The sequence below is a fragment of the Phocaeicola sp. RTP21198st1_B8_RTP21198_201120 genome (genome assembly GCF_040929485.1).
GTDB classification, from domain to species: domain Bacteria; phylum Bacteroidota; class Bacteroidia; order Bacteroidales; family Bacteroidaceae; genus Phocaeicola; species Phocaeicola dorei.
In genome coordinates this window covers 22,955-37,385 of record NZ_JBCOCI010000001.1, presented here as the reverse complement: position 1 = coordinate 37,385, position 14,431 = coordinate 22,955, and the positions used below count along the sequence as shown (strand labels likewise).

Genomic DNA, 14,431 nt, shown 5'->3' with positions numbered 1-14,431 from the left:
TATTAGAATGAAAGACTCAAGCCGAACGACCATGTTCTTGACAAAGGATAGGTATTTCCACCATATCCACCCGTACATGTTTCAGGATCAAACATCTCAAACAACGGAGTAAATGTAAGAAGATTTTCTCCCGAAATATATAAGCGGCAGTTGTTTATGCCTATTTTATTCGTCAGCGAGGCTGGCAGAGTGTAACCAATCTGCAAATTCTTCAAACGCACATAACGGGCATCCTGAAGATAGCGAGTCTGGGTTTTCTGATTCTTATATCCTTGACCGCCACTCTTAAATAATGGTCGGGGAAAATAAGAATCAAGATTTGCTTCCAATTTACGATCTTCCAAGCCAATGGCTTCTGCACGGAAATAATCATTATGCGGTTTAAAGGCTTCCATACCCCATTCCGAACTATCGCCATTCACGCCCCAAAAATAGGCATTGGAACCGGGCCAAAAATCATGCTTCAACGCACCTTGGAAGAATGCTCTAAAGTCAAACCCTTTATATCCGGCAGTAAGGTCAAGTCCGAAAAAATAATGAGTATAGCTATCACCCAAGATTTTTAAATCACCATGATCATCAAGAGTTTCCGCACCACTGCTTATTTTACCGTCACCATTAAGATCCTTGTACATGATATCACCGGCAGCCCAGTTGGCTCCAAGAGCGTCCTGCCCACCTTTAGGCAACGTTGCAAGATGCGCATTCATCTCTTCATCAGTTTTGGCAATGCCAATCGTTTCATATCCCCAAATCAACCCGTCACGATAGCCCGGAAGATAACTCCGGATAGAATTAGTACGGTTATCCGGGAATTTATCTATGATAGTAACCTGGTCGGAGATATTGAATGCAATGCCATAATTCAAACCGCAACTAAGACGGTCTTTCCATCCAATCGTGACTTCCCAACCACGCGTATGAAGGTCGCAATTATTGGTTTGGGGTACACCGATACCCAGAGTCGCAGGAAGTTCTCCTGCCTTTCCTACCATATCTTTCGTATATCGGATGAACCAGTCAAACGTTCCGGTCAGTCTGTTATCAAAAAGTCCCCAATCAGCACCAAAGTTCCACGTACGGATTGATTCCCATGTCAAAGAAGAACTGACAAGGTCTCCAATATAAGAAGTATTCGGCTTTAAACCACCTTGCAACCAACTTCCGTTCATTGTATTAACACCGATTGTACGATAAGTGGGATAGTACGATGTCGTATTCTGATTGCTCAACTCTCCATAGGAAGCACGTAATTTAAACAGATTAACAACATGGCTAATCGGTTGCCAAAAATTCTCTTGTGCAATATTCCAACCCAATGATACAGATGGGGACAATTTCCAACGACTATCCTTACGGAAACGAGATGTACCATCGTAACGCATATTAAGTTCTGCCAAATACCGACCTTTGTAATCGTAATTCAAACGACCGAAAAAACCGGCAAGCGACCATCTGTCACTTGTTCCTTTTACCTGGGCAGGTTTATCCTTGCCGTTGCCATCCAACCCTGTTGTCAGATTAAACTCCGGAAAGTTAGGGTCAAGAAGTCCGGCCACATTGCTTGAAAAGAATTCTTGTCCCCAATGCTCTGCTTGAAAACCGGCCATCACTTTAAAATTATGACTATCGGCTATTGTTTTTGAATATTCCGAAAAGACATTGAAATTCCAATAAGCATCTTTTGTGTCATCTTTGTAAAGATAAGAAGTTTCTTTATTGTTATTCTCATCCCCGAGAGCATTATGGGCATAAGCGGGAATTGTGGACTGCTTAATATTTTGATTCATCATGCGATAATTGAATTCCGCTTTAGTTATCCAGTTCTTGATTGGTTCAAAAGTAAACGCGACTTGTTCATATATAAAATCTGTTTGTTTATCACGCTGGCCGCCATCGGCAAATTTAAGAACATTGGGGTGGAACCAATAACCGTTGGGATCTTTTAAAGGTACGTTGGGCCAATTTCTTGTCAAGTCCCGATAAACATCTCCGTCGAAATCCGTAGGTCTCCAATTATCAGTTCTTGTAAGTCGCGTGCCATAGTAGAATTTGAGCCATGGAGTAATATCGGCATTGATTTTGGCTGCTACATTATAGCGTTTCAATCCATCATCACCTATTTCCAACAAACCATTCTGCTGAAGATAATTGAATGATACATAATAGTTCATCTTTTTTGAACCGCCACTGATATTCATATTATGTTCTTGCGACATAACGTTGTCTTTATAAAGTTCATCTAACAAATCGACATTGGCATATCCATAAGTAAACATATCTTGCCACGCAGAAGGATTATCCTCGTCGGGACGCAAACCGTCAGTAAGCTTGCCTGCTTGATAATCCAACATATTCTGTAGTGTGGCATCCGAGAAGCGGACATTACTTCCACTCTGACGAAGTCCTTCATTCATCATCAAAGCAAATGTATAAGAATCCATTGATTCGGGCATATTAATTGGGGATGAGATACGTACATTGCCACTATAATTTACAGAGAATTTACCTTCTTTACCACCTTTGGTTGTCACCAATATCACGCCAAAAGGAGCCCGTGAACCATATATAGACGATGCAGCCGCATCTTTCAAAACAGAGATAGATTCTATATCTTGCGGATTAATGGAATTTAAATCCCCTTCCATTCCATCAATGAGGATAAGTGGGTCTCCCTTTGAAAACCCTCCGACCGTTCCCGTACCACGTACCGATATACCCATGTTTTGGTCAAGTGCACCGGTATTAGTAGTTATCTTCAATCCGGGCACCAATCCTTGCAACGCTTGTGTTGCCGACGAAACCGGGCGTGATTCCAATTCCTTTGCAGTAGCAATTCCCACAGATCCCGTCAAATTTACTTTTTTTTGCGTTCCAAAACCTACTACTACCACTTCATCCAGCATTTCACTATCCTCCTTTAAGGTTATATGAAGTGGTTTATTAGCTATGGCTTGTACTTCTATGGTTTTATATCCGATATAGGAAACTATAAGTACAGCCCCAGGCTTTACATTAAGAGAAAAGTTTCCATCCATATCTGTAATGGTACCATTCCCCTTGTTCTCTTTCTCCATGACACTGGCACCTATTACGGGTCCCATGGCATCACTCACTACACCCTTTACAGTAATACTTTGCTGTACGGCTTGTACAGCGCTTTTGGCGCTATCCTCTGCCCACATTGTCGATGGGTAGCTTGCCACAACACTTGTGCAAAGCAATAAGGCGACCGTCGCCTTACGAGGAAATCTTAATGAATCTGATTTCATGGTCTTTCTTTGTTTGGATTAGACATTTAGGTAAATACTATTTAATTTTTAAATTCAAATGATTTTTCTGTCTTCAGACTAAAAACACAGCCAATCCGGATTAACAGTTAGTCTGACTCCGGACTAACGATTAGTCTAACCGAGACTAATATCTCGTCTGATAAAAATCATCGAGAAAAGGTTCAGAGCACGGATTATGCAAATAATGTAAATGAATTGACCTTGAAATCCCTAACCTTGTTGTTTTAAGGAAACACTTGTCTACATGATTCGCTTAATCCTTATCCTTTCCTTTTCATCGATGAAGAAACATAAAGTTATCCTGAAATATTCTTACCCTAAAGGATTTTCTGTTTGATCACCGTCATCACTACCTTCTCCGTCCGGTTCTTCGGTAGAACCACCATCATCCGGCAGGCCGCCTACATATATATTGTGCGATGTGCTGCGTGGCGTTTTTAACAAATCTGTGCTGCTGCCTTTGTATTGGGTAGTGACTGTGATAGTGTATTCACCGTCTTCCAACGAAGCAGGTAGCAAAATAATGAGACGAGAAGGCTCATTAAGCACAATCATGTCTTTATCTATCTTAGTGACGCTTCCTGTTGCCACAAAAGTCAGCGTAACACCTACCGACGGGTCGGTACCCACCACGGTAAGGTTCTTGCCGAAAAGGGTGAAGTTGCGTCCCGCAGTGGCACTGAAATCTACGGCACGGGTAGCAGCGTCTTGCCCGCTTCCGATGTAGAACTTAACCGGACGTTCTCCCAATACATCTACACGTGTATCTTTAATTGCTTCACGCAGCACTTTTCCCTGTGTCAGTGATACGTAAATGCTGTTGACCGTGGAATCCCACGCATTTTGTTTTGCCACTCCGCGAAACTGTGCCACTCCGCGAAACAATCCGGTATTTACACTCTCACCATTCATCAGTGCCTCGGATATCACTTCTTCCATCAATTCTATGCCCAATGCCATGGTTTCCCGGCGTACACCGGGGTTCTTTGCCACCATGCGGTCAAGAATTATATCCTTACCGATGCTACGGGTGGTCTCCAAAGAAAAAATCTTATCTGTTTTGTCATCGGTGGTAACCGTATTGTCAACCAACCATGCTTTTAATACATTTTTTGCCATACGTTTTCATAATATTTACGAGGTTATGTGTCTTATTGACGTGACAAAGGTATTGAAGAAGTCGTAGAGGGTACATAGGTGAATATTCTTTTAAAAGATACTTTTCTTCCTAAATGTAATAATGTAAGAGAAAGGATGGAAATCTGTCACTATAGTGAGAGATTTACATCCTTTTCTTCAGTTACTTCAGATAATAACCTGTTTATCCAAAAGTTATATATTCCAATACAATTCTTTTTTACCCTATCCTGACTATTGTCGGCGATAATACAGCAACATTTCACTGTTTCAAGTTCCTTTTATAAAGGGCTGTTTACACTTAACACCTAACGCAACTACATATGCGAAACTTTTTTCACCTACTCCTTTTACACGTACTTACTTTAAGCTATCTACGGAAATCGACCAATCCCAACGTTTATCAAATAAAGAAATCTTCCATTTTGCGATGGTTTCTTTTCTTTTTAGTTTGCAGCATGGCATATTTAGTGATAAAAGACCTATTTTTGTACAAAGAAAAAAAAATAGATAAGCCATGAAAAAGTTCTTTATGTTCCTTATTTTATATGTGTGTATGCTTCTACAAGCAGCAGGACAGAACACATATTCTTTCAAACATATCAACGCACAGGAGGGTATGTCCAACGACTTCATTCTGGACATGGCAATAGATGGGCAAAGCTTCGTATGGAGCGCCACAGAATCGGGTTTGAACAAATGGACCGGAAATGAAAACATCGTTTACAAAGAAAATAACTCCCCAATAGTGAGCAACGAGCTGACTTCGCTCTATTATGATACTCCGACCAATATGCTATGGATTGGCTCCAGAGCATCCGGAATCAGCCTGTTTGATTGTCACACGCAACAATTCAGGAATTTAACGACCAAGAACGGGTTATCTGCCAATGATGTTTCAGACATCATGCCTGCCGACGAAGAAGGAATATGGATAGTTTATTTAGGAGGGAAGATAGATAGGTATGACAAATCTGCGGACAGCATCACGGCAAGATACAATAAAGAAAATATCCCGGACTTGAAAGGTAGGAATCGCTGCTGCTGTGACGACTATAACGGCTCTTTATACGTAGGCCATGTCGGCAATGGGATGAGTGTCGTCAACTTAAAAGATAAAACAGTAAAAAACTACCGCCACGATGCCCGCAATCCTAAGAGCCTGCCCGGCGACAATGTACGTTCCATCTATATAGACCACTTGAAGAACGTATGGGTAGGTACCAATGGCGGATTGGCTTTGTTCAATTCTATAACTGAGGAATTTATCAATTTCCGGCATGACAATACAGATATACACTCATTGGTGGGTGATAATATACACTGGGTCACCGAGATGCAGGATGAAACCTTATGGATAGCATCGGATTTGGGAGGTATCAGTATCCTGGATTTACATAACTTTGAAAAGGCAGACATAAAGGATTTGTCATTCAACAATATAACTCCCGCCAACAGTAATCTTTCATCACCTAATACACGTATCATACTGGAAGATAAATTCCACAATGTATGGATTGGAAACTACAGCACAGGAATCGACTTTCTCAGCCACGCCCAATCCAACTTTCAAGTCATCCCCTATTTCAGCGAGGTGAACGATAAAAAAGCAATGAATCATATCTATGGAATAAAAGCGAATGAAGACGGCAGCTTATGGCTGGGAGGAGAGAACCGGTTGTCTCTGTACAAAGACCATAAAATAATAAAGGATTGGGATATATCCAAGTATATGTCACGCGCTTACTCAGTTATCTATATCATAGAAAAAGATAGCGAAGGTAATATTTGGCTGGGAATAAATGACGAAGGTGTGATATGTTATAATCCCCGAACCGACTCTTTCAAACATCTTGATTTGGGAGCAGACAATCTGGATATACATGCTTTCTATGAAGACAAACAAGGCCAAATGTGGATAGGAAGTGAAGAAGGCATATACATTCATCGTCAAGGCACCATAAAAAAAGCCGATATTCCGGAATGGAAGAATTGGAATCCCATAATATATGCCATAACTAAAGATGACCAGCAAAAAACATGGGTAGGTACATTGGGAGCAGGGCTTTATATCCTTGACGAAAAAGACAATAAAGAACTGAAACACTTCTACGAAGGCTGGAAATTGGATTCAAGCCACATTAACCAAATATATAAAGACAGAAAAGGAGGGTTATGGATTGCAACCTATAATGGATTGGGATATGTGGAAGATACAAATCATCCTGAACAAATAAAAATCTACAATGAACAGCAAGGATTGGCAGACTGCCATATCCGAGCCATTCAGCAAGATAAGCAAGGAAACATTTGGGTGAGTACCTATACCGGTATTGCCTGCTGGAATGCTTATCAGCAGACATTCTATAATTATGATTACAACGACGGAGTACCATTGGGAGGATTTGTCGAAAGTTCATCAGCCATGACTCCTGATGGGACTTTGTTCTTCAGCTCGCCCCATGGTGTGTGTTACTTCCATCCGCAGCTAATGAAAAATGATAAAACAGTTTCACCCATAGAGATTATCTCTTGCGAGAGCTTCAGCAAACAAGCAACAGGAAGGAACTTTGAAATAGCAGTGCCTGACGATAAAGGCATCGTCCGCCTCCCTTACAATCAAAACACATTCCGTATCACCTTTACCGTAGCAGATTATTCGCAGAACGGGCAAGTGGATTACGCCTATATAATGGATGGACAAGACAAGTCATGGTATTACACAAAGAAAGACAATACCATAACCTTCCACAATATAGCACCGGGCAACTATACTTTTAAAGTCAAAGCACGGCTGAAAAACAATGATTGGGACGAAAAAAACATTGCATCCATGCATATCATTGTCAGTCCACCCCTATGGGCTACATGGTATGCAAAAACGATTTATATCCTACTGGTATTGTTCATTATGTATTTCATCTTCCGCTCATATAAGAAAAGACTCCTGCTGAAGAGTTCACTGGAAATAGAAAAAAACTCGCGGGAGACAGAAAGAAGAAGCCGACAAAAAGAGCAGGAACTAAACAACGAACGCTTCCGCTTTTATACCAACATTGCGCACGAACTGCGTACTCCACTCACACTGATTATCGGCCCGTTAGAGGATTTGAAAGACGACAAGAACCTGACGCGGTATCGCACGAAAGTACAGACGATACATCGCAGCGCGGTACAGTTGCTCAATCTCATTAACCAATTAATGGAATTTCGTAAAACGGAAACACAAAACCGTCAGTTGGCAGTGAGCAAAGGCAATTTGGGCAATTTGGTAACGGAAATCGGCTTGAGATACAAAGAATTGAACCGGAACAGTCGTGTGGAGTTCCACATTGAAGTAGAGCCTTTGAAGAAGGTAATTTACTTTGATGCGGAAGTGATTACAATCATACTCAACAACCTGCTTTCCAATGCAATAAAATACACTCCGAACGGACAAATCTCGCTTTCCATGCATCCGGTAAAAGTGAACGGAACAGATTATACGGAAATAGTGGTAGCGGATACCGGATACGGGATTGATGCAGAAGCATTACCGCACATTTACGACCGTTACTACCAAGCAAAAGGCAAACATCAGGCTTCAGGTACCGGTATCGGACTGGCTTTGGTGAAATCATTGGTGACTTTGCATCACGGCACATTGGACGTAGAGAGTGCAACAGAGAAAGGAACTACATTCTTCTTCCGTATACCGACGGATGACACTTATCCTGAAGCATTGCATAAGGAAAATAAAGAGATTGAGTTACCAAATATGGAAGAAAAAATGGAGGAAGACGAAGAAACCGATACACGTCCCATTCTGTTGGTTGTGGAAGACAATGCAGACATTAGAGAATACATTGCTCAAGAATTACAAGATAATTACAAGATATTACAAGGTCGCAACGGCAAGGAAGGACTATCATTGGCGTTGAAATACACCCCGAATATTATAGTAAGCGACATAATGATGCCTGAAATGAACGGCATAGAATTATGTAAAAACGTGAAAGGAAACATGAATACCAGCCATATCCCCATAATATTGCTAACAGCCAAAGATTCTATACAAGATAAGGAAGAAGGATATGACAATGGAGCAGATTCTTATTTAACCAAACCTTTTAGTGCAAAATTACTTAAAAGCCGTATCAGAAATCTGCTGGAAACCAGAAAACAACTTGCCAAACAGATAGTAGCGAATGTGCCTATACCCGCGATTGATGCAGAAAATCAAGTGAATGTTGCCAGCCATCCGCAATTAAGCAAACTTGATGAAACGTTCCTCTCCAAGTTGACTTCACTTGTGGAGGACAACTTGGACGAAGAGAAGATAGATGTTACTTTTATGACAGATCGCATGAATATGAGTTATTCGAGTTTTTATCGCAAGGTAAAAGCCTTGACCGAACTTTCCCCCAATGAATTTGTCAGAAAAATAAAGCTGAAGAATAGCGTACGACTGATATTAACCGGTGAATACAACATATCAGAAGCTGCCTCAATGACCGGTTTCAATAATATGGCACATTTTCGTGACTGCTTCAAAGAAGAATTTGGTATGTCTCCTTCCGAATACCTTAAACAGCATAGAAGTGGAAGTCAATCGATATAAGTTCCTCTTACATAGGGGTGTGTAGAAACTTTTACAAATGCAAATCACCCTCGCTACAGATGTTTGTAGCGAGGGTGATTTCAATAAAGGAGAATTTGGAGCACATATCCCCAACCCCATATAAATTTATAAAACAGAAATCAGAATCTTCTCTACATTTACATAATAATCATCGCTACCGAAACGGTTCTTCCTCTTATCATACCACACTGGTTGCTCGCCGGTCACCTCGATTTCTATTGTATAAGTATCAAATGGCATTTTTTTACTAATGAAACGAATTGCATTGTCCGGCACTTTACTATAGAAATCCACCGATGAGCGATGCATCAGTTTTCCTTTGTCATTCAATATACGTACCTCTGCATATCCTCCATGCCTATCTGTTTTCCCCACAACAGCTACACAACTTCCGGTAAACGACATCTTCAAACAGTCTCCCTTCCGGTTTGACGACCAATTCTGCATTTTTACCATTCCTTCCAACTCTACTTTTTCTATCCGGTCAATGTCCCATGATGGCCAATACTCAGGAATGGATATTTTTTTGCCTTTCACTTGCAATGGCAACCACACATACGTAGCGGCTGATGCCTGATGCGGATATGACCAACGATCTCCCATATACATAGGAATAGTATCATTGCCTTGTTTCAACGGGAACACAAAAGTGGATTGAGAATTATGTGTCAAGGTTCCTTCAGGGCAAAACAATCCATGCCGTTCCCACGGACCTTCGATAGAAGAAGCTGTAAAATAATAGTTGTCATTTCGCTCCCAACTGGTCAAATTCGAAGTCAACAAATAGTATATTCCATTTTTTTTGAACATTGCCGGTGATTCGCCCATACCCTCTACATGAGCCACTTCCGCTTCAACTGACCGATAATCATTGCTCAATCTATAAATCGGTCCATGATGAATCAGCAGGTATCCTTTACCGTCCGTATCTTGAAATGTACCCATATCCCATCGCTTAATCGGTTTACCGTTAAAAAGTATCGGGCCTTGCAATTCATAGTCCCCATTAATAGTCTTGCAGGTGGCAACTCCAATGTATGGGTCATTGTATTTCATATCATCGGCATGCATCAACATTACAAATTCTCCCGTTTTAGGGCATTTCATCACCTTTACCCGCTCACCTACGCGATTGGGACCTAATATGCCATCCTTTTGCACAGGAAGTACCACCCGTTCGAATTTCCAATTTACAAGGTCTGTAGAAGAGTAACATCCAAAACCTGGAAAGGCATTACTTGTATCTGACTTATATTCACCGAAGAGCCAGTAACGTCCTCCATCTTCCACAATACACGCTCCGTGCGCATTAATTATATTTCCCTGCTCGTCAAACCAAGGTATACCATTATGTATAATTTTATCCGAATGGTCATAAGCCATCAACATTTGTGCAATAGTACACATCAAAAAAAATAAAATTCCTTTTCTCATGATTAATAGATTAATATTTGTTTTAAGATTAATAATAACGTTATTCAATTCACCAACCTTTAAAAGGTATCCAAATGTAAGACGATACTTTTCAAAGCATAGGAGGTAAAATCGCCTTAATAGACATGCTGAACAATCATGATTATTTTACCACACAATTTGATTGAATACCATCGTTAATAAACAGAATACAATAAGCTAAAACCTATCTCTCATAAACCTCATTAAAAAACTTATTTTCTACCCACATTTTAAATATTACGATTTATAGCTAAACATAGTCCTCTAAATCTTACTGTATTTCTGTTCTCTTTTTCCAAGTATAACGATTTCCTCATTTTTATTACCCCGTCATGACTTCCCCTTGCATGGTTCAGGGTGCGAAGCTACGGCCGGGACCCCTAAAAATCTGCAAGGCCGCTTCGCGCCCTCCGGGTTTTGGCGAAAATTTTTCAATCCGTCCAGCGGGGCGGTTGAAAATTTTTCACCAAAAGCCTTGCATATTTTCTCCCCGTCCGTATCTGCCCCCTGAAACGAGCAAGGTGAAGCCACCGACAAGGCATAAAAAAAAAGTCAATGTTATGAAAAAGAGAACAGAAATACAGCAAGATTTGAAACGAGGCTTCGGCTCCGCTCCAACCGGCATAAAAATTTTGGTGAAGTGGTCGCTGGTCAGTTTTATGGTGTATGTGCCGGTGCGTTTCGTGTGTGCCTTCGTCGGTGGTGTGGTAACGGGATTAGGCGGTATTCTGCCCACGTTGGTGGTTTTGGCGTTGGTGGTTTTCCTCATCCGTGCCGTGTGGCGCATTCTTTTCGCTATCCTTTTCCTTTCCGTTCTTCTCCTTTTCATCATCCTTTTTTGCGTGATACTCTGAAACGAAATATTAATCATTAAAGCAATTCATTATGAACAAAGTACATTTATTAGGTGCAAACAGAAGCTATGACAGAGACGAACAGACCGTTTCAGTCAATCAAGTGGTAATGCTGGAAGGTTACAGCTACGACAGCTATGTAGTGTATGAAGTAAGCCGCAGCCAGTGGGGAATAACCTATCATCTTATCAATTTGCGGACACACGAGTTTCATACTTCCGACCTTATCCGACCCTTGTCGGAAAAATTCGGGATAGGCATGTATTATGACGATGCGAACCCCAAGTTTTTGGATCCGTTGGAAACAGCCGCCCTGCTTACCAAAGCGAGGGAGAAGAAAACGGAGGATGACAGAAAAGCGGAGGAAGAACGGCAGAAGAACGAACACACCGCAAAAATCGGAGCGGAACGCTTGCGCCCCCTTATCCCATCGGATGCGAAAGCCGTCATTATCGGTGAACTACGGGTGAGCGAGTGTGACAGCTATACGGACTACTACGAATACCGTATAGAAAGAACCGTGATTTTAGGCTTTTCCACCCATACACGAAACCTCTTTTCCGAAATGCGCAAACATGCCGCCAATTTTGAGGGAACGGCTTATCTGGCAGAGAACGACAAGGAATACGAACACCGTGAAAATTACAGCATGGGGGACGGCATGTATTTGGGACATAACAAGTACAGCGGTTGGACGATTTCAAAAGAGCGGATTTACGACCTTGAAAAGTTCATTGAACGATACGCCCACACCGCAGGGGATGAAGCTAACATTTGTCTGAAAGCACCGCAAGGGGAAACCGAAGCACAGCCGACAACATCCGCAGACCTCTCAACGCTCAATCTTGAAATTGTGGAATACAGCGAAAAGGCGATAGCCGTATTCGGGGACACCAAGCCGATAAAGGACGTTTTGAAAGACTTGAACGGTCTGTTCCGTGCAAACCTCACCCACAACGGTGAAAGGCGTGCAGGGTGGATTTACAGCAGGAAGCAGGAACAGAAAGTACGTGAGACACTCGCAGCGTATGCCAACGTATAGAGACGTAAAAGGCAGGGCGGAACAAACCGCCCTACCTATCGAAAGCAATTCAATCAATATCAACCCATTAAAATTTATAGTTATGAAAACGAACAAGAATGCACGGAAGAACAACAAAGTTCAGAAATCAGAGAAAGAAACGGCAGTAAAGGTAACCGCTTTGGCAATCATCCCCAAGCCAATGACGTTAATCTGTGGGCAGGACATACCCACAACTGCCGGAGTGACGGAAGCACCCGAAACGGCAACCGTTCCCACCATTGTGGAAGAAACACCGCAGCAAGCCACGCCCAAGACACCGCTTGCAACGGCAACGGCTGAAACAGACCTTGACATCACAGCCGTACACCCAAGTGCGGACAACCACCGCAAGACGTTCAATGACATATCCTTGCAGGAACTTGCGGACAGCATTCGGGAAGTGGGAGTCTTGCAGGCCATTGCCGTACGTCCACGCACGGCAGGCGGTTACGAAATCATCTACGGCGAACGCCGCTACCGTGCCTCACTGCTTGCAGGAGCAAAGACGATAAAGGCAACCATATACGACCATATAACGGACGATGAAGCGGAGGACATGTCACTAAGCGAGAACTTACAGCGTGAACAGGTATGCCCCACCGAGGAAGCGAGAGCCTTCAAACGCCTGCTTGAAAAGGGCAGGTACGATATGTATTCACTCGTCAGCCGCTTCGGACGGAGCGAGAAGTATATCTATACACGTTTGAAACTGAACGAATTGTATGCGCCTATCGGTGAACTGCTGGATAACGGGACAATCACCGTCAGTGTGGCCGAGGAAATAAGCACCTATGAAGCCAACATCCAAAAGGACGTGTACGAGAACCACCTGAAGCAGGGCAATAGGGACGATTGGAGCGGTTACACGCTCAATCTGTTCAAGAAACATTTTGAGAAATATTACACAACCGACCTTGAACAATACAAGTTCGACAAGACAGAATGCAAGGCGTGTGCACACAACGCAGCCAACTACAACCTTTTTGCCGAACATAACGGGTGCGGACATTGCACCAACCGCAAATGTCTGGAAGCCAAGAACGCAGCGCATGTGGCAAAGGAAACGGAGAAACTGTTGAAATCCGATCCGAAGCTGGTGATCGCCCGACCTTATTACGGAAGCCGTAACGACACGGCACTCCAAAAATTAGACAAGAAAGGGCATGAAATCAAAGAACTCGATTACAACGTGTCGGCAAGGGAATTTCCCAAAGCACCCGAAGCACCGCAAAAGGAGCAGTTCTCCGAACCGACAGAGTATGAACAAGCGGTACAGACCTTTGAACAGAAAAACGAGGAATACGCCCAAAAGGTGAAAGAACTCAACCGTAAAAAGGAGGAGGGCAGGATAAAGACCTACGTCAAAGTGGGACAGACAGAGCCCGAACTTTGCTATGTGGAGATAAACAGGAAGGAAACCGCCCCCGTCACCATTGAGACATTGCAGGAGCGGGACAAGCGTTTCAAACAAATCTCCACCGAGAAGATTGTTGCCGATACGAAAAAGATAGTCCGTGAGAATGACTATCCCGAAAGTCCGTTTACGCAATACGAGGACGGAATGCTTTATTTCATCATGCTGACCAAACTGCAAAGGAAGCATTATCCGCTTTGCGGCATCAAGGACCAGCCGATACCATTGGACGAGAAACAGCGGATGAAGATTGTAGCCAAACTGACGGACGCACAGAGGACGGTCATCAAACGCGATTTCATCATCCACTCTCTCTGCGAGGAAGGCTACGGAGACAATAACGCATCCAAGCTCTTGAGGGACTTCGCAAACATGCACTTCCCCGACCAGTACGGACTTGCCAAAGCCACCCACGAGGAAGAATATCAGAAAAGGCACGAACGTTTGGGAGAGAGGATAAAGGAGATGAAGAAAGCGGAAAAGGCGGCAGCGAAAAAGGATGAAAAGCAAAAAGTTTCCCCTGCATTGCCCCATGACGATAAGGCTGCTTGAATGTATAGTATTGAAAGGTGAAATTTTTCACCTTTCAATACC

At 42.6% G+C, this 14,431-nt stretch carries 7 protein-coding genes; 4 read left to right on the top strand and 3 right to left on the bottom strand.

Going from position 1 to position 14,431, the window contains the following annotated elements; genetic code table 11:
- Window positions 1-2 precede the first annotated feature (2 nt).
- Window positions 3-3,272 (bottom strand): SusC/RagA family TonB-linked outer membrane protein, encoded by a 3,270-nt coding sequence (locus AB5935_RS00155; protein ID WP_038610764.1) that lies wholly within the window; start codon window positions 3,270-3,272, stop codon window positions 3-5.
- A gap of 333 nt (window positions 3,273-3,605) precedes the next feature.
- On the bottom strand, window positions 3,606-4,412 hold the full coding sequence (locus AB5935_RS00150) for a DNA-binding domain-containing protein (RefSeq protein WP_038610767.1): 807 nt from the start codon (window positions 4,410-4,412) through the stop codon (window positions 3,606-3,608).
- Between the two features lie 535 nt (window positions 4,413-4,947).
- Here AB5935_RS00150 and AB5935_RS00145 point away from each other — a divergent pair.
- Window positions 4,948-9,030, top strand: coding sequence for a hybrid sensor histidine kinase/response regulator transcription factor (locus tag AB5935_RS00145; protein ID WP_038610769.1), 4,083 nt, complete (start codon window positions 4,948-4,950; stop codon window positions 9,028-9,030).
- A 126-nt stretch (window positions 9,031-9,156) separates the two neighbouring features.
- Here AB5935_RS00145 and AB5935_RS00140 read toward each other — a convergent pair whose 3' ends face one another.
- Window positions 9,157-10,458 carry a family 43 glycosylhydrolase gene (locus tag AB5935_RS00140; protein ID WP_051926330.1) on the bottom strand — a complete coding sequence of 434 codons (1,302 nt, stop codon included), beginning with the start codon at window positions 10,456-10,458 and terminating at the stop codon, window positions 9,157-9,159.
- A gap of 608 nt (window positions 10,459-11,066) precedes the next feature.
- Here AB5935_RS00140 and AB5935_RS00135 point away from each other — a divergent pair.
- The 3 genes from AB5935_RS00135 (at window position 11,067) to AB5935_RS00125 (ending at window position 14,389) form a co-directional block, all read left to right on the top strand.
- Window positions 11,067-11,360 carry a hypothetical protein gene (locus AB5935_RS00135; RefSeq protein WP_038612506.1) on the top strand — a complete coding sequence of 98 codons (294 nt, stop codon included), beginning with the start codon at window positions 11,067-11,069 and terminating at the stop codon, window positions 11,358-11,360.
- 31 nt (window positions 11,361-11,391) lie between these two features.
- Window positions 11,392-12,402 carry a hypothetical protein gene (locus tag AB5935_RS00130; protein WP_038610772.1) on the top strand — a complete coding sequence of 337 codons (1,011 nt, stop codon included), beginning with the start codon at window positions 11,392-11,394 and terminating at the stop codon, window positions 12,400-12,402.
- Window positions 12,403-12,484: 82 nt separating this feature from the next.
- Entirely contained in the window at window positions 12,485-14,389 is a 1,905-nt protein-coding gene (locus tag AB5935_RS00125) for a ParB/RepB/Spo0J family partition protein (protein WP_038610776.1), read from the top strand.
- Window positions 14,390-14,431 lie beyond the last annotated feature (42 nt).